General features: G+C 57.9%; 15 protein-coding genes. 9 read left to right on the top strand and 6 right to left on the bottom strand.

Going from position 1 to position 17,888, the window contains the following annotated elements:
- Positions 1-10: 10 nt before the first annotated feature.
- The 5 genes from AC07OJ_RS21065 to AC07OJ_RS21085 form a co-directional block, all read right to left on the bottom strand.
- Positions 11-1,291, bottom strand: coding sequence for an MFS transporter (locus AC07OJ_RS21065; RefSeq protein WP_495095105.1), 1,281 nt, complete (start codon positions 1,289-1,291; stop codon positions 11-13).
- 49 nt (positions 1,292-1,340) lie between these two features.
- Positions 1,341-2,198 carry a sugar phosphate isomerase/epimerase family protein gene (locus AC07OJ_RS21070; RefSeq protein WP_330565393.1) on the bottom strand — a complete coding sequence of 286 codons (858 nt, stop codon included), beginning with the start codon at positions 2,196-2,198 and terminating at the stop codon, positions 1,341-1,343.
- A 67-nt stretch (positions 2,199-2,265) separates the two neighbouring features.
- Positions 2,266-3,441 (bottom strand): dihydrodipicolinate synthase family protein, encoded by a 1,176-nt coding sequence (locus tag AC07OJ_RS21075; RefSeq protein WP_330565394.1) that lies wholly within the window; start codon positions 3,439-3,441, stop codon positions 2,266-2,268.
- Positions 3,442-3,460: 19 nt separating this feature from the next.
- Positions 3,461-4,231: a 3-ketoacyl-ACP reductase gene (locus AC07OJ_RS21080; RefSeq protein ID WP_495095106.1), complete on the bottom strand. Its 771-nt coding sequence runs from the start codon at positions 4,229-4,231 to the stop codon at positions 3,461-3,463.
- Positions 4,228-5,373: an acyl-CoA dehydrogenase family protein gene (locus AC07OJ_RS21085; protein WP_262165012.1), complete on the bottom strand. Its 1,146-nt coding sequence runs from the start codon at positions 5,371-5,373 to the stop codon at positions 4,228-4,230. The genes AC07OJ_RS21080 and AC07OJ_RS21085 overlap by 4 nt, the downstream gene beginning before the upstream one ends.
- A 192-nt stretch (positions 5,374-5,565) precedes the next feature.
- On the opposite strand from AC07OJ_RS21085, the gene AC07OJ_RS21090 reads away from it, so the two are divergent.
- The gene (locus tag AC07OJ_RS21090) at positions 5,566-7,077 is read left to right on the top strand and encodes an acyl CoA:acetate/3-ketoacid CoA transferase (RefSeq protein ID WP_495095107.1); all 1,512 of its coding nucleotides are present in this window, start codon (positions 5,566-5,568) and stop codon (positions 7,075-7,077) included.
- A 56-nt stretch (positions 7,078-7,133) separates the two neighbouring features.
- On the opposite strand, the gene AC07OJ_RS21095 is transcribed toward AC07OJ_RS21090, so the two are convergent.
- Positions 7,134-7,790 (bottom strand): TetR/AcrR family transcriptional regulator, encoded by a 657-nt coding sequence (locus tag AC07OJ_RS21095; protein ID WP_330565397.1) that lies wholly within the window; start codon positions 7,788-7,790, stop codon positions 7,134-7,136.
- A 228-nt stretch (positions 7,791-8,018) separates the two neighbouring features.
- Here AC07OJ_RS21095 and AC07OJ_RS21100 point away from each other — a divergent pair, with 228 nt between their 5' ends.
- The 8 genes from AC07OJ_RS21100 (at position 8,019) to AC07OJ_RS21135 (ending at position 17,772) form a co-directional block, all read left to right on the top strand.
- Entirely contained in the window at positions 8,019-9,530 is a 1,512-nt protein-coding gene (locus AC07OJ_RS21100) for an aldehyde dehydrogenase family protein (RefSeq protein WP_262165015.1), read from the top strand.
- A gap of 37 nt (positions 9,531-9,567) precedes the next feature.
- Positions 9,568-11,220 (top strand): GMC family oxidoreductase, encoded by a 1,653-nt coding sequence (locus AC07OJ_RS21105; protein WP_495095108.1) that lies wholly within the window; start codon positions 9,568-9,570, stop codon positions 11,218-11,220.
- 194 nt (positions 11,221-11,414) lie between these two features.
- Positions 11,415-12,521, top strand: coding sequence for a sugar ABC transporter substrate-binding protein (locus AC07OJ_RS21110; RefSeq protein WP_495095109.1), 1,107 nt, complete (start codon positions 11,415-11,417; stop codon positions 12,519-12,521).
- Between the two features lie 58 nt (positions 12,522-12,579).
- A complete protein-coding gene (locus tag AC07OJ_RS21115) occupies positions 12,580-13,563 on the top strand; it encodes an ABC transporter permease (RefSeq protein WP_262165018.1) in 984 nt (327 codons plus the stop codon).
- A 9-nt stretch (positions 13,564-13,572) separates the two neighbouring features.
- Entirely contained in the window at positions 13,573-15,075 is a 1,503-nt protein-coding gene (locus AC07OJ_RS21120) for a sugar ABC transporter ATP-binding protein (RefSeq protein WP_262165019.1), read from the top strand.
- 12 nt (positions 15,076-15,087) lie between these two features.
- Entirely contained in the window at positions 15,088-16,035 is a 948-nt protein-coding gene (locus AC07OJ_RS21125; RefSeq protein WP_330565400.1) for an ABC transporter permease, read from the top strand.
- A gap of 27 nt (positions 16,036-16,062) precedes the next feature.
- Positions 16,063-16,812: an electron transfer flavoprotein subunit beta/FixA family protein gene (locus AC07OJ_RS21130; protein ID WP_495095110.1), complete on the top strand. Its 750-nt coding sequence runs from the start codon at positions 16,063-16,065 to the stop codon at positions 16,810-16,812.
- On the top strand, positions 16,813-17,772 hold the full coding sequence (locus AC07OJ_RS21135) for an electron transfer flavoprotein subunit alpha/FixB family protein (protein ID WP_330565402.1): 960 nt from the start codon (positions 16,813-16,815) through the stop codon (positions 17,770-17,772).
- Positions 17,773-17,888 lie beyond the last annotated feature (116 nt).

Here is a 17,888-nt window from a genome sequence, read left to right on the forward strand (position 1 = left end):
GCCCTGGCGATCAGGACTTCAGGGGTACTTGAAGCAAGGGTGCACCGCGATTGGCCATCAATCGCATGATTATCCACGCAGTCAAGTAAGAGCTCGCGCACACAATGAAAATCAGGTTGTAGCCGAGGGTAAGGTTTTCCAGGGCCTTGTAGTGTTGCAGAACGATGCCGACGATCAATGGAAATATCATCCCGCCCACTGAGCCCGCCGTGCCGCCAATGCCCATGACCGAGGCGACTTGCGAGCGGGGGAAATTGTCCGCAACGGTGGTGAACAGATTGGCTGACCAGCCCTGGTGGGCTGCGGCTGCCAGGCTCAACAGGCCAACCATGACCCACATGTTGTCGATATAGCTGGAGAGCCCGATTGGCAAAACCAGTATCGCCATGAACAACATCGCGCTATTGCGGGCTTTTGTTGTCGACCAGCCAGCACTGATCATTCGCGACGAAAGCCAGCCGCCGCCGACACTGCCGATGGAGGTCGCGCAGTAGACAATCATCAGCGGCAGTCCCAGGTGCTTGAGGTCCAGGTCGAAGCGACTGGAGAAGTAGGACGGCAACCAGAACAGCATGAACCACCAGATCGGGTCGGTGAGGAACTTGCCGGTGACAAACACCCAGGTGGAGCGCAGCTTTAGCAGATCGGCCCATTTGACCTTGTCGACGGGTTCAATGTGAGCGTCCTGGTTGATGTAGGCCAGTTCGCTTGGGCTGATCCTTGGATGTGCGGCAGGGCTCTGGTAAAAAATCTTCCAGAAAACCAGCCAGACAAATCCTGTGAGGCCGGTAATGATAAAGGCGGACTCCCAGCCGTACGTAGCTGCGAGCCATGGCACACAGGCGGGTGCCAGAATTGCACCAACACTGGTTCCGGAAGTGAGAATGCCTACGGCCAGGGCTCGTTCCTTTTTCGGGAACCACTCAGAAACGGCCTTGATGGCCGCCGGGAAATTTCCCGATTCACCCAGCCCCAGCAAGGCGCGCATGTACATGAAACTCAAGGTGGACTGGGCAGCGGCATGGCCGATCGCGGCGATGCTCCAGACCGTGATGCAAAGGCCGTAGCCGAGCTTGGTGCCCAAGCGGTCGATCAGTTTGCCGAAGATCAGCAGTCCGCCCGCGTAGCAGGCCTGGAAGACAATGACCAGATAGCTGTAGTCCGTCTCGCTCCAATGAAACTGTTGTTCCAGAAGTGGCTTGAGCAGGCCAAGCACCTGTCGGTCGAGATAGTTGATCGTGGTGGCGAAAAACAGCAGCGCACAGATTTGCCAGCGGTATTGATGTGACATTTGGGCATCTCGCTTCTTATTGTTCTTGTGAACTGTGGGGGTACGGCAGTTAACAACAGCGCTGCAAACGTTCGGCGCACACGCGCAAAACCTCGGCTTCGTCACGTTTCCACCAGTTGTCCCGGGAAAAGATTTCGACTTCGACAGCGCCCTCATAACCGGCCGTTTCAATCTGCTGGCGAATGCCACGCAGATCGATGACCCCGTCGCCCATCATGCCGCGATCCAGCAGCAAGTCCTGGGTAGGCACCAGCCAGTCGGACAGGTGCAGGCCCAATATTCGTTGTTGTGCACCGGCGCGCTGTATTTGCTCGTGCAGCCTGGGGTCCCACCAGCAGTGATAGACGTCCACGGCAACGCCCAGATGCTGGTAGTTTCCAGGCTCGAGCAATTCGCACAAGTCCAATGCCTGCTCCAGCGTCGACAAGCAGGAACGGTCCGCTGCATACATCGGATGCAGCGGTTCCAGAGCCAGCGACACCTGATGCTGTTTGGCGTGATCAAGCAGCAAGGCCAAGCCTTCGGCTACCTGATTGCGTGCTGCCGGCAGATCCCGGGAGCCTGCGGGCAAGCCACCGACCACCATGACGAAGCATTGTGCTTGCAACTCGGCGGCTTCCTCGATGGCTTTGAGGTTGTCGGCAATGGCAGCGTCGAAGTCCTTTCGCGTGGCTTGCGGGATGTAGGTCGAGCGACAATAAGCGTTTACCTTTAGTCCGCTGTCGTGTAACTGCCGGCGAACCTGGCTGAGCGTGCGGCCTTGGATATCCTTGCGCCACGGGGCGACGTAACCGAATCCCGCGTGGGCGATAAGGTCCAGGGTCTGCTCGATAGGCAGACGATGGCCGAGTGTGGCGGTGTTGATCGAACAGAGGTCGAGCCGGTTTTCCAGCGTGCGCAATGTCATTCAATTCTCCACGAATGCAGATGGTCCCATCACGGAGCGCGGCACAGGCGGCGCTCCGCGTAACACGTTAAGCGTCTACGCCATAGAGACCGAGGAAGGTTTTCATTCTGGCCACGGCCAATGTCGGGTCGCTGAGTAGCCCGGCCTGGTCGGCAAGACGGAAGATCTCGCAGAAGTAGGGCAGGGGACGCATGGCTTGTTGGCCACCGAGCATGATGAAGTGATCCTGATGACCATTGAGGTAGGCCAGGAACACCACACCTGTTTTGTAGTACTGGGTCGGGCTGCTGAAAATCAGGCGTGCCAGCGGCACGGTAGGATCAAGCAGGGCGTGGTAACGCGCCACATCACTCTCTGCCAAAGCCGCCAGTGCGTGTGAGGCTGCCGGTGCGATGGCATCGAAAATACCCAGTAGGGCGTGGGAGAAACCCTGTTCATCACCGGCGATCAGTTCCGGATAATTGAAGTCGTCACCGGTGTACATCTTCACCGATTCCGGCAGTCGTCGGCGCAGGAGGATTTCCTTCTCCTTGTCGAGCAACGAGATTTTGATTCCGTCGACCTTGGCCGGGTTCTCGTGAATGATTTCAAGACAGGTTTCCAGTGCCTGCTCAAACTTCTGACTGCCCCAGTACCCGGTTAGGGCCGGATCGAACATGTCACCCAGCCAGTGCAAGATCACCGGTTGCCGGGCATCCGCCAGTACCTTGCGGTAGACCCGTTTGTAGTCCTGGGCACCTTTGGCAACACGCGCCAGGGCGCGGCTGGCCATGAGAATGATGCGCCCGTCGAGCTTGTCGATCGCGCTGTGTTGTTCGTCATACGCCTTGAGAACATCATCAAGACTACTGGCCTCATTTGCCGCCAATTGATCAGTCCCGCAGCCGGAAAAAATCACTGCATGCTTGATGTCGCGAGTATCTTCGAGCGTGCGTTTGATCAGCTCCAGTGCGGTCGGCCAATCGAGGCCCATGCCACGCTGGGCCGTGTCCATTGCCTCTGCAATGCCCAGGCCCTGTTGCAGGAGGTAGCGCCGATACTGAAGGGTTTTGTCCCAGTCGATGGCGGCTGTGCTGCCAGGCTGGTTGGCACTGAACGGGTCGGCGACGACGTGTGCGGCAGACAAGGCGATTCGGTTATTGGGCAACGGTTTAGCCGGCGGTAAAAGAGGCTCGCCAGTCAACGAGTATTTCTGCAGCGGGCGGGCCGCGTCAGAGGTCAACAAATCAATGGTTAAAGGCATGTGCGTGTCTCTTGGCAAATTAGAACTTTGGAATCAACAGGCCGCCGTCCACTGGCACTGCCTGGCCGACGGTGTAGGGCAAGCCACCAGTCGCCATGGTGATCACGACACGCGCGACATCTTCGGGCAGTCCCCAGCGTTTAATGGCGGTCAGACCATGTTCAATTTCCGCGTCGTAGCGGGCCTTGGACGGTGCCGTCATTTCGGTGGCGATCAGCCCCGGTTGCACCTCGTAGACCCCAATGCCTTCATCGGCCAGACGCACTGCGAACAAGCGCGAGGCCATGGACAAGCCGGCCTTGGAAATGCCGTATTCGCCGCGCAAGGTCGACACCGCATGCACGTTGGAGGAGGTAATGGTGATGATGCAGCGATGGCGTTCGCTCGGCGTTTGCGATTTAAGACGGCGGGCAAACGCCTGGGTCAGAAAGAACGTACCGCGGGTGTTGATCTGATGGCATCGATCAAAGCTCTGCGGGGTGACGTCAAGCAAGTCGCCCCGTGACAGAACCGAAACTCCGGCATTATTGACCAGGCATGTCAGCGGACCGAGTGCTGCCTGGGCAGCATCAAGCAGCGTTTCATTTCGCTCGATGGCCGCGATGTCACCGACCAGTGCAACCGCGTGTGCGCCTGCATCTGTGGCGAGCCGTACGGTTTCCTGAAGCGCCTCATCGACCTGCAAATCCACCACGGCCAGATCGAAACCGGCTTGCGCCAGGCCCACCGCAATGGCGCGGCCGATACCTCCGCGTGCGCCGGTAACCAGCGCGGTTGGACGCGCAATCATGAGCGTGCCCCGTGGTTAAGCAGCTCACGGGCAATGATCGTGCGCTGGATCTGGTTGGTGCCTTCGTAGATCTGGGTGATCTTCGCGTCGCGGTACAGACGCTCGACTTCGAAACCACGGATGAATCCGCTGCCACCGAACAACTGCACGGCATTGGCGGTGTGCGCTACGGCAATGTCTGCGGCGAAACACTTGGCCATCGAGCAGGCAATGGTGGCGTTGTCAGCGCGGTCCAGGCGATCCGCGGCATCGAGCACCAACAAGCGCGCGGCACGAATGTCTTTGGCCATGTCCGCCAGAATCCACTGCAACCCCTGGTTGTCAGCGATGGGTTTGCCAAACTGTTTGCGTTGCGGCACGTACTCGAGCGCCGCCTCAAGACCTGCCTGGGCAATGCCCACCGCCAGCGACGCGATGCCGATCCGGCCTTTGTCCAGGGCGCTCATCATGATGTGAAAACCACGGCCTTCCTGGCCGAGCAGGGCATCGGGAGCGAGTTCGACGTTGTCGAAATTCAATCCGCCGACCTGCGATGCGCGCTGTCCCATCTTGTGTTCTTTGGGTCCTTTGGACACGCCGGGCAAATGGCAATCGACGATGAAAATACTCATCCCGCGTTTGCCTGCCGCCGGGTCAGTGCGCGCCAGCACAAACGCGAGGTCAGCCACCGGTGCGTTATGAATCCACAGTTTCGAACCGTTGAGCAGCCAGCCATTCTCGGTACGAACAGCAGTGGTGCGAATCCCCGACACATCTGAGCCGGCCTCGGCTTCGGTGATGCAGTACGCCGGGTGCTTTTGTGCGCTCAGCAAAGAGGGCAGAAAACGCTCACGCTGCTCGGCGCTGCCGTGCACCGATAACAAGGTGCCGATGAGCTCCAGCAGACCGCATTGGTCCGCTATCGAGGCATAGCCTCGCGACAACTCTTCCATCACCAACGCATAGGCGCTGGTATCCAGGCCGGCACCACCAAACGCTTCAGGCACGGTGATGCCGAACAGGCCCAGTTCACCCATTTGACGGTACAGCGCGGCGGGGAAGCTTTCGTCGTGATCGAGCTGTTCAGCCAGCGGGCGGATTGCCTGGTCGGCAAAACGACGGGCCAGATCACGGATCTGCACGTGGGTTTCAGAAAGCTGCATTGTTTTTTTCCTTTCTGTTGCGCGACGGGAAAAGGCCTTCATCGCTTGGGTTGTGTTCTGTTTTTAGCTGGATTAAAGTGAATCTATGTAACCAACCGGTTATTTATTTAATGCGTCCTTTCTGAAAGCGTCAAGCGCTCTCTGAAAAATCTCGGATTCGATTGCGGCGAACGTATTGATGAGGAAACAACAATGAAAAGAAGCTGTTCATCAGCGTCAGAAGTGGTTAGCAGGATGGGTGACGGGGCCACGATCGCGGTCTGCGGTTCAGGGACTCTGCTTGAACCTGACGCGCTGCTTGCGGCGATCGAAGCATCGTTTTTGCGTACAGGTCATCCCTGCGGGCTTACCGTGGTTCACGCGCTGGGAATTGGAGATGGGAAAGGCAGTGGTCTGGAGCGGCTCGCACACGAAGGCTTGGTGAAAAGGGTCATTGGCGGGCATTGGAGCTGGTCGGCCAAGATGCAAGCGCTGGCGCGTAACAATGCGATAGAGGCGTACAGCTTGCCTGCCGGGGTGATCATGAGCCTGATGCGGGAGATCGGTGCGGCGCGTCCGGGCCTGATTACGCATATCGGTCTGGGCACCTTCGCCGATCCACGGGTTGCGGGTGGCAAATGCAACGCTCGGGCGACCGAATCGATCGTTGAGCGTCTGGACATCGATGGCAAAACATACTTGCGTTACAAACCATTCAAGGTCGATGTGGCCATTGTCCGGGGCAGCCTGGCTGATCCGAGCGGGAACATTTCCCTGTGCCACGAAGCGGCGGATCTGGATGCCTATGCGCTGGCGCTGGCGGCCCATAACAGTGGTGGCAAGGTGTACGCCCAGGTTCGTGAGCTGAGCGACAGTGCTTTTGTTCCGGCGCGGCTGGTACGGATTCCCGGCGTGCTGGTCGATGAAGTGGTCGTTGTGCCCGAGCAACGTCAGTGTGCAGCGGCTGATTATGACCCGGCCATCAGCGGCGAATGCCTGGCGCAATCGGCAGAGGTCGAAACGTCCATTCCAGACGACATCCGTCGAATCATTGCGCAGCGCGCAGCTGACGAATTCATGCCCGGCATGTCCTTGAATTTCGGGTTCGGCATTCCTGGCGGCATTCCTTCATTGCTCGCCGAGCGCGGTTTGCAAGACAGTTATTGGGGCAGTATCGAACAGGGCATTCATAACGGCCGGATGATGGGCGGTGCGATGTTTGGCGCTGCGCGTTATCCGCAAGCGATTGTCACCTCCCTTGATCAGTTTGATTTTTACAGCGGTGGCGGGGTGGACCTGGCTTTTCTCGGCATGGGCGAAATGGACAGCCAGGGCAACGTCAACGTATCCAGCCTCGGTGGCACGCTGGTCGGTCCCGGTGGTTTTATCGACATTACCCAGGGCGCTCGCAAAGTGGTGTTTTGCGGAGCCTTTGAGGCCAAGGGATTGGAGGTGGCGAAGGTCGGTGGCGAGTTGCAGCTCAATCGGCTCGGCGAGGTTCCCAAGCTGGTTGAAAAAGTCCGTCATATCACCTTCAGCGGGCCGCAAGCCGTACTGGCCGGACAGGAAGTGCTCTATGTCACGGAGCGCGCAGTGTTCAGGCTTATACCCGAAGGCATTGAGTTGATCGAGGTTGCACAAGGCGTCGATATCCAGCGTGACGTGCTTGATCGCATGGCGTTCACGCCCATCGTTCGCGATGTGAAAGTGGCAGGGCTGGTGTGATGCTTGCCCCTTTTGGCTTGCGTGCGAGCGAAAAGGGGCGATTGGAGCTGGCTGTCTCAGTCGGGGCGCAGCATGCCGAGGATCGTCTGAATGTTGAAGTCGATACGGGCTTGCAGCGCTTCCGGGGACATCAGGTCGAAGCCGTAGATGATCTCGCCGGTAAAGCGGTTGTTGAGGTAGTAGTAATTGATCGCGGCAATCGTGATGTTCAGCTGGATTGGATCAATGCCTTCGCGGAATACGCCCTGTGCAACGCCTCGGGCAAGGATCTCGGCCACCATCGAAACCATCGGTGCATGCATGTCATGCATCTTTTCGCGAGAGCGTTTCAAGTGCGCGGCTTTGTGCAGGTTCTCGCTGTTGACCAGGGTCAGGAAGTGAGGGTTTTTCAGGTAGTACTTCCAGGTGAAGCTCACCAGTTTGCTGATCGCTTCGACCGGTTCCAGTTCTTCCAGTTTGAGCTTGCGTTCGGCTTGGCGAATGTCTTGATAGGCCAATTCAAGCACGGCTTCGAACAAGCCTTCTTTATTGCCGTAGTACTCATAAATCATTCGTTTATTGGATTTTGCTCTCAGCGCGATGCTGTCAATGCGGGCACCGCCAAGCCCCAACTTGGCAAATTCGATTTTTGCCGCATTGAGAATCCTCAGTCGTGTGGCATCGGAATCGCGAGTAGGACGCGCCGACGTGTCGTCGGTAGGTTTCGTGGGCATTTAAAACGCTCTCCAGAGCATAGGTGCTGTTACTCATAACGCTGATATGGCTTGCCACGGCGGCCGGGCGATGAGCTTAGCCGTAGGGTATGCAACTGACAAATAAAGCTTAGCCTGAGGCTTGCATGTAAACAACCGGTTAGTTATATATCTTTGGCGGTGGGTTCATTTTCCCGGTTTTTTGAATCTTCAACTGCCTGAATCGAACGCTGTACAGAGGACGTTTTTGTGAATGACAACAATGGCAACACCCGGATCCATCAACTGCCAGTTCAGCCGCGCCACTTTGACATGTTCATCGACGGGCAATGGACCCAGGGCTCGGCAATCAAGCAGGTAACGCGACTGAGTCCGGCGCACAATGTTCCGGTGAGTCAGTATCCATCGGGGGGCGTGGCCGATGTCGATCGGGCGGTAGGAGCAGCTCGTCGGGCGTTCGATCACGGGCGTTGGGCCAAATCCGGGGCAGACTTTCGCGCCACGATACTGCTGAAAACAGCGGCATTGATTCGCGAGAACAGCGAAGAGCTGGCGCTTTGCGAGACGCTCGAAACGGGTAAGCCGATCAATCAGTCGAGGGGTGAAGTGCTCGGTGCTGCGGGCATCTGGGAATATGCCGCAGGACAGGCCAGGGCGCTGCACGGTGACTCGTTCAACAATCTTGGCGAGAACCTGCTTGGGCTGGTGACGCGTGAGCCGGTGGGTGTGGTGGGTTTGATCACACCGTGGAATTTTCCATTCTTCATCCTCGCAGAGCGGTTGCCCTTCATTCTCGCCTCCGGTTGCACTGTGGTGGTCAAACCCAGCGAACTGACTTCCGGTACCACGTTGATGTTGGCCGGACTGTTGAAGCAGGCCGGTTTGCCCGATGGTGTCGTGAATGTGCTGACCGGGCCGGGCTCGGTGGTTGGTCAAGCCATTTCCGGGCATGCGGATATCGATATGGTGTCGTTCACCGGCTCTACCGAAGTCGGTCGCCTGACCATGAACGCGGCGGCTGGCAATATGAAGAAAATTGGCCTGGAACTGGGAGGCAAGAATCCGCAGATCGTCTTCGCCGACGCTGACCTGGACGCTGCGGCCGATGCCATTGTCTTTGGCATTTGCTTCAACGCCGGTCAATGTTGTGTCAGTGGCAGCCGTCTGGTGGTCCATCGCTCCGTAGAAAAACAGTTGACCGAAAAAGTACTCGCGCTGATTGGAAAAGTCCGTATCGGTGACCCGCTTTTGGAGTCGACGCAGGTCGGTTCCATTACCGAGCAGCGTCATCTGGAAAGAGTCCTGGGTTACATCGAACAAGGTCGCAAGGAAGGGGCTGTGCTGGTTCATGGCGGAGCCAGAATCGATTCCGTGCAAGGGCTCTATTTGCAGCCGGCAGTTTTCAATCAGGTGACTGCAGACATGGTCATTGCCCGTGAAGAGATCTTTGGCCCAGTTTTGACCATCACCGCGTTTGACGATTTCGAAGAAGCCATGCGGCTGGCCAACGACACGCCGTTCGGCCTGGCTGCGAGCATCTGGAGTCGCGATCTGGAAACCTCATTGCAGGCGATGCGGGAAATCAAGGCGGGTCGCGTATGGGTCAATACCACCATTGCCGGCGGCCCGGAGCTGCCTTCTGGCGGCTTCAAACAGTCGGGTATCGGGCGGGAAACCGGCCGTTACGGGGTGGAGGAATACACTGAGCTTAAATCCGTGCATGTCCAGTTGGGCGAGCGCTCCCGCTGGGTTCAGGCCTGACCCGCGACCGTACAAAAACAAGAGAGGAAACATCACCATGTACGATTTCGTCATTATCGGCGGTGGTTCGGCAGGTTGCGTGCTGGCGGCGCGCTTGAGCGAGTCGGTCGACGTTCGAGTACTTTTGCTCGAAGCGGGGCCCGCTGACACCAACCCTTACATTCATATGCCGGTCGGCTTTTTCAAGATGACGGGTGGGCCTCTGACCTGGGGCTATGAAGCCGTGGCGCAGGGTGACATCCAGAATCGCTCGATTCTCTTTCCCCAAGGCCGGGTTCTGGGCGGGGGTGGCTCGATCAACGCAATGGTCTATACCCGTGGCAATGCCAAAGACTATGACGATTGGGAACAGGAGGAGGGCTGCCGTGGCTGGTCTTATCGCGATGTGCTGCCTTATTTTCGCAAGGCCGAGGACAACGAGCGGTTCTCCAATGAGTATCATGGCACCGAAGGCCCCTTGGGTGTCTCCGATCTGATCACGGTCAACGAGCTGACGAAGGCATTCGTGCGGTCTGCCCAGGAGGCGGGTATTCCGTACAACCCGGACTTCAATGGTGCCAGGCAAGAAGGCTGTGGCACCTATCAAGTCACGCAACGCGGCGGACGCCGTTGCAGCGCGGCCCAAGGTTATTTGAGCAAGGTTCGCAATCGACCCAATCTGACCATTCAGACGGAATGCCTGGTGACGCGGATTCGTATCGAGGACGGCCAGGCCACGGGTGTGGAGTATGTTCAGGGTAGCGGTTCGCGAGAGGTGAAATTCGTCGCGGCCGAGCGCGAGGTCGTGGTGGCGGCGGGGGCTATCGGCTCCCCCAAGATTCTAATGCTCTCTGGTGTCGGTCCGGCCGAAGAACTGGCCGGTCTGGGGATCGCGGTCAAGCAGGACTTGCCTGGTGTAGGGCGGAACCTGCAAGACCATTTTGACATCGATATCGTCTATGAGCTCAAGGGTTCGCAGAGCCTGGACAAGTACGCCAAGCCGCACATGATGTTAATGGCAGGTCTGGAATATAAGCTCTTCAACAAAGGCCCCGTGACTTCGAACATCGCTGAGGCTGGCGCTTTCTGGTACGGCGACTCACGCTCCAGCACGCCTGATCTGCAGTTTCATTTTTTGCCGGGGGCAGGTGTCGAGGCGGGTATTCCTCCCGTTCCTTCGGGGGCTGGCTGCACGCTCAACTCGTACTTCCTGCGCCCTCGCAGTCGTGGCAGCGTGAGGTTGCGTAGCGCTGACCCCTTGCAACCGCCGTCAATTGATCCCAACTACGTCAGCGACCCGTATGACCTGCATGTCTCAGTAGAAGGTATCAAGTTGAGCCGGGAAATCATGGCCCAGCATTCCTTGAGTCGTTACCTCAAATCCGAGCATTTTCCTGGTGCCAGTGTGCGCACCCAGGCGGATTACGAAGATTACGCACGACGTTGCGGTCGAACCGGCTATCACCCGGTCGGGACATGCAAAATGGGGGTAGACGAATTCGCTGTGGTCGACCCGCAGCTGCGTGTGCGCGGCGTGCAGCGGCTACGCGTCATCGACTCTTCAGTGATGCCTCGGCTGATCAGCGCCAACACCAATGCGCCTTCGATCATGATTGCCGAGAAGGGGGCCGACTTTCTGCTGGGGCGCACCCTGACGCCTTCTGAAGTGCAGACCAAAAGCGGTCTCCAATCCCAGGATCAAACCGTATAACGCTTGGGTTTCTGCGCATCGATGGCTGTCCTTGATGCGCAGGAGCTTCATCGCTATCGACCATTCGAGAATTTTTTAACCTCCTCCAATCGCTAACGATTGCATCCTCGCTGCATTAGATTTATAAATAACTAGTTGGTTACTAAAAATACAATAAAGCGCTTATCACCCGGTGAGGCGCGCCCGGAGGTCACATGAATAACAACAATGAAAATGATCCAGTTCGGCTCCTCGAAATGAGCCGCCGCAAGCTGCTGTTGGGAGCCGCCAGCCTGGCCGGTGCCGGTGCAGTGGCGGGTTTGTTTCCCACGATGCTGTGGGCACAGACAACGCTGACTTTCTCCAACTCCTTCCGTTCGCTGACCAATCCCTACCACGCGATTTTCAATCGGGGCGGTGAAGCCTATGCCGCCAGCCAGAAGCTGCCGTACTCGCCGCTTGTGACCGAAGGCAACAGCCAGAAGGGCATTGCCGACATTCGCGCCTTGATCGCCAAGACTGACGGCAACCTGATCCTCAACGTCGAACCGAACGATTCCGCCGACGCCCGGGTCATCATCGAGCAATGCGTCAAGGCTGGCGTATACGTCACGACCATCTGGAACAAGCCGGATGACATGCATCCCTGGGACTACAGTCCGTATTGGGTGGCACACATGGCCGAGGATGGCCAGGCCGTGGGTGAGGCGGTGGCCATTGAACTGTTCGAAGCAATGGGTGGAAAGGGCGGTATCGTCGGCTTGGGCGGCATCTTCAGTAACGTTGCGTCGATCGGACGCCGCAGCGGCCTTGACGCTGCCTTGAAAAAATATCCAGACATCAAGCTGCTGGATTTCCAGGCGGCCGACTGGAGTGCCAACAAAGCGTTCCCGATCGTGCAGTCCTGGCTAACGCGTTTCGGCAGCGAGATCAAAGGCATCTGGTGCGCCAATGACGACATGGGCATGGGCGCACTGGAAGCGTTACGCGGCGAAGGGTTGGCGGGGACGATTCCGGTGGTTGGTATCGATGCTATCGAACAGGCCGTGGATGCCATTCGTACCGGCGAATATGTCGCCACCTCCAACCTGGACCCGTACTGGCTCGGCAGCATGGGATTGGCACTGGCGCATGCAGCCAAAACCGGCCAGTTCGATCCGGCTAAAGAGCCTCACGAGCATCGCGAGTTCTATGTTCGGCCACAGTTGATCACGAAGAAGAACGTCGAAGCCTTTTATGCGAGCAACTTCAAGGGGACGCCGACACTGGATGTCAGCGATTTCTGGGGTCGAATTGCCGGGCCCATTCGCTACAACTCGTAACCCCTCAGTCACGAATTTTCCTGTTTCTGCTGCCCTTTAATTAGAGGCGCAGCGGCACATGAACGCTTTTTCAATGCCTGTTTCCGGAGTTATCGTCATGGTCCGCCTGCGACGGTTTTCATCGCTTATTGTCCTGCTGCTCATCGGTCTGCTCATCGGTTCGGTCAATCCCAGTTTTTTTGACCCGATGAACCTGGCTCGAATCGCCACCACATCGTCAATTCCGCTACTGATGGCGTTGGGGGGACTGTTCGTTATTCAGATGGGAAGTATCGACCTTTCCGTTGAAGGGGTTGTTGCGGTCTCAGCGGTATCGCTCGCTTTGCTGATCGGCAACTCCATCAATAGCCACGCCATTGGGTTTTGGGCGCTGCCGATAGCGATCCTGGTTGGCGCACTGACCGGTCTTATCAACGGGCTGTTGCAAGTCAAAATGCGCATCCCGTCGTTCATGGCCACGCTGGGCGTCGGTTTCATCGGCATTGGCCTGGCCACCGCTTTGCTTGAAGGCAACACCGTGCGGGTGCTCGACATGAACACCCGGGCGATTGCCTTGACTCGCCTGATGGGGTTGCCGGTATCGGTCTGGATTGTGGTGTTGGCGCTGGGTGTCGCTCACTTCATTTCCCGGCACACGACGCTGGGGCGGCACGCACTGGCCATTGGTGGCGGGGAGGATCTGGCGCGACTCAATGGCATCAACGTCAACCGTACGCGGATCACCATTTTCGCTTTGGCCGGGGCCTTTTACGGGTTGGCGGCGATCCTCGCCGTGGCTCAGTTCGGGCAAGGGCATGCATTGATTGCCCAAGGCCAACTGTTTACCGCGATCACTGCGATTGTCGTTGGCGGCGCCTCATTGGCAGGTGGCAATGGCAGTCCGTTGGGAACGTTGCTGGGGGTGTTGATCGTCGTGGTGGTCAGCAATGGCATGGTGCTGATGGGGGTCGCCCCCTACGTCCAGCAAGGTGTGCAGGGCGTGCTGATTATTGCCGCTGTAGCCATCGCCCTCGATCGTGCGAAAGCACGTGTCGTCAAGTGAGGAGGTCCCATGCTCACGCTCAATAATGTCAGTAAACGGTTCAACGGCGTCACGGTGCTGAAGAACATTTCGCTTGAAGTGCGCAAACACGAAGTTGTCGGGCTGATCGGCGAAAACGGTGCAGGCAAATCGACGTTGATGAAGATTCTCACCGGTGTCTACCAACCGGATGAAGGTCATTTGGAACTCGATGGTTCGCCAATCCTGCTCGATGGTCCGCGTGGCGCCACCGCCAACGGCATCGCCATGGTTTACCAGGAGCAATCGATCCTGCTCAACCTGTCGGTCGCTGAAAACCTGTTCATGGGGCGCGAGGACGAGTTCTCGCGCTTCGGTTGGCTGAACTGGAAAAAACTGCACAAGGCTGCTCGCCTGCAATTGGCCAAAGTCAATCTGGATATCGACCCTGGCATGTTGTGCAGTGAGTTGAGCTTCGGTCAGCGGCAAATGATTGAACTGGCCAAGGCCCTGGCACTGGAAGAGCGTACTGACGGTCATTTGGTGATCCTTCTGGATGAGCCGACCTCGGCACTCGAACAAAAGGAAATTGACACATTGTTCCGCCTGGTGCGGCAACTCAAGTCCCGTGCTTCGTTCATCTTCGTCTCCCATCGACTGGACGAGTTACTCGACCTCAGTGACCGGGTTTATGTGATGAAGGACGGGGAAGTGGTGGCGCAAATGGACGCCGCCGAAGCCTCGAAAGACCGCTTGCACACCTTGATGGTAGGTCGTTCGCTGCATGCCGAGTTTTACCGTGAGTCACTCCAGCAGCCGTGCTTGTCCGAGGTCGTGATGTCGGCGCGCGAGTTGGCGCTCGACGGCCACTTTTCCAGCCTGGATTTCGATTTGCATCGGGGAGAAGTGCTTGGCATCGCCGGGGTCATTGGCTCGGGCCGTGAAGAGTTGTGTCGGGTACTGGCCGGTTTGATGCCTAAAAGTCGCGGTGAAATCCAGGTGCAAGGCCGTCGTCTGGACACTGGAAACCCGCGGGCGGCGATTCGTGCGGGTATCGGTTACATCCCCCGTGAACGCAAGGTTGAAGGCATCGTTTCAATGCTCAGCGTGGCGCAGAACATGACCCTGGCGCGCATCGGTCAAGTGACCTCGCTTGGGCTGCTCGATGAGCGCAAAGAGCGTTCGATCGCCGAAGACTGGATCAAGCGCCTGAGCATCAAAACCCCGGGACCGGATGCTTTGCTGCTCAACCTCAGTGGTGGCAACCAGCAAAAAGTGGTGTTGGCCAAGTGGCGCAATGCGGGCTCCACAATTCTGATTCTGGATCACCCGACTCGCGGGCTGGATGTGGGTGCCAAGGAAGACGTTTACCAACTGATCCGCGAGATCACCCGCCAAGGCGTCTCGGTGATTCTGACCGCCGATACCCTGGAGGAGATGATTGGGCTGAGTCACCGGATTCTGGTCATGCGAGATGGTGAAGTTGCTCAATCCTTCGACTGCCTGCCCGGCGCCAAGCCGCAGCAAGTAGACCTGATCAAGTACATGGTTTGAGAGAGTACAAAAATGCCCATTTCCCTTAGCGGATTTCGCAGTCAGGCGCCTTTGCTGGCCTTGATTGTTCTGGTTGCACTGATCGGCGGATATGACCCTGGGTTCATTCACCCCGGTGCTGTTCTTGGTCTGCTTGCCGACACCTCGACACTGTTTGTGATGGCGACCGGCATTACTTTTGTATTGCTCATCGGCGGTATCGATCTGTCTTCCCAGGCCGTGGCTTCCATGGCCAGTGTGATTGTCGCGCTGTTGTTGCCGGCTTACGGATTCTGGGCTTTCCCGATCGGGCTCGGCTTGGGAATCGCGACCGGCGCACTCAGTGGCTTGCTGCATACGTGGCTGCGACTGCCCTCGTTCATTGTCACCCTGGCGGTCGGCGGCGTCGTTACCAGTGTCACCATGCTCGCGTCGAACAATCGGTCAATCAATATCGACGGCGCAGAGCGCGATGCCTGGTTTGGCTGGGTCACTGGCCATACCGCCGGAATTCCCAATGAAGTCTGCGTGGCCTTTGTTGTGCTCATGCTGTGCATTTTCCTGCATCGCAAGACGCCTTTCGGTCGGTTCGGCAACGCCATTGGGGCCGGTGAGCCCGCTGCCTGGGCGTCGGGTATCAACGTCAATCGCATCAAGATCATGACCTTCGCGATCTCGGCCGGTCTGGCGGCGTTGTCTGGAATCATCATGGCCGGAAGGCTGTCCAGCGGTTCACCCACTTTGGCCAATGAGTTCCTGTTGCCGGCAATCGCGGCGGTACTGGTGGGGGGCACGGCATTGACCGGTGGCGTGGGTGGCGTCTGGCGAACGCTGATTGGTGCGCTGCTGGTTTCCGTGGTGCGGATCGGCATGACGTTCGTGGGTGTCAGCGTGTTTGCCCAACAGATCGTTTTCGGCGTGATCCTGATCATCGCAGTGGCCTTCACCATCGATCGTTCGAAGCTTCCGGTCGTCAAGTAATACATCCCAATACGGTGGAAAACAGCAATGAAAGTCCTTGTGTCAATCAAGCGGGTGGTCGACTACAACGTCAAGGTTCGCGTCAAGGCGGACAATTCCGGCGTCGACCTCGCCAACGTCAAGATGTCGATGAACCCGTTCTGCGAAATCGCCGTGGAAGAAGCCGTACGCCTGAAAGAAAAAGGTGTTGCGACTGAAATCGTCGTCGTCTCCGTCGGCCCGTCCACCGCTCAAGAGCAACTGCGCACCGCGCTGGCTCTGGGTGCCGACCGCGCCATCCTCGTCGAGTCCGCCGAAGACCTGACTTCCCTGGTCGTTGCCAAGCTGCTGAAGGCCGTTGTCGACAAGGAACAGCCTCAGCTGGTGATCCTTGGCAAACAAGCCATCGACAGCGACAACAACCAGACTGGCCAGATGCTCGCTGCATTGAGCGGCTACGGTCAGGGCACGTTCGCTTCGAAAGTCGAAATCAGCGGCGACAGCGTTGCCGTGACTCGCGAAATCGACGGCGGCGCGCAGACGGTTTCCCTGAAACTGCCAGCCATCGTCACCACCGACCTGCGTTTGAACGAGCCGCGCTACGCGTCTCTGCCAAACATCATGAAAGCCAAGAAGAAGCCTCTCGAAGGGCTGACTCCGGACGCTTTGGGCGTTTCCACCGCCCCCACCAACAAGACCGTCAAAGTCGAAGCGCCTGCTGCACGCAGCGCGGGTATCAAGGTCAAGTCGGTGGCTGAATTGGTGGAGAAACTGAAGAACGAAGCGAAGGTGATTTGAATGACTATCCTGGTTATTGCTGACTACTCAACCGATCAGCAGGACAACAAAGTGCTAGCCCCGGCCACACTGAACACCGTTGCTGCTGCCGTCAAAATCGGTGGCGACATCCACGTTCTGGTTGCAGGCCAGGGCGCTGGCGCCGTGGCTGAAGCCGCTGCGAAAGTCGCTGGCGTGGCTAAAGTGCTGGTAGCCGATAACGCCGCCTACGCTCATCAACTGCCGGAAAACGTTGCACCGCTGGTCGCTGCTCTCGTTCAAGAAGCAGGGGCCGCGAGCTACAGCCACATCCTGGCTGCCGCCACTTCCAATGGCAAAAACATCCTGCCGCGCGTTGCCGCTGCACTGGACGTTGACCAGATCTCCGAGATCATTTCGGTTGAAAGCGCTGACACCTTCAAGCGTCCGATCTACGCCGGTAACGCCATCGCTACCGTGCAATCGAACGCTGCAGTGAAAGTGATCACCGTGCGTGCCACCAGTTTCGACCCGGTTGCCGCTGAAGGTGGTTCGGCTGCCGTTGAAGCCGTTGCTGCTGCTCACGATGCTGCAATTTCCAGCTTCGTTGGCGAAGAGCTTGCTAAATCGGATCGTCCGGAACTGACCGCTGCCAAGATCGTCGTTTCCGGCGGTCGCGGCATGCAGAACGGTGACAACTTCAAACACCTGTACGCCCTGGCCGACAAGCTGGGCGCTGCCGTCGGTGCTTCGCGCGCCGCGGTCGACGCAGGTTTCGTACCCAACGACATGCAGGTCGGTCAGACCGGCAAGATCGTTGCGCCACAGCTGTACATCGCCGTCGGTATCTCCGGCGCGATCCAGCACCTGGCCGGCATGAAAGACTCCAAAGTGATCGTTGCGATCAACAAGGACGAAGAAGCGCCGATCTTCCAGGTGGCCGATTACGGCCTGGTGGCGGATCTGTTCGAAACACTTCCGGAACTTCAGGCCTCGTTGTAACACCGTCGGAAAAGTCCGTTAAACATTGATTTAAACGCTGTCAGTGAAATCGGCGCGGCCTGTTCTTCAACAGGCCGTGGGCGATGGGTTGTGCGCTCAAGACTCATATCAAAAAC

This window comes from Pseudomonas sp. GW821-FHT09C08 (assembly GCF_059418125.1).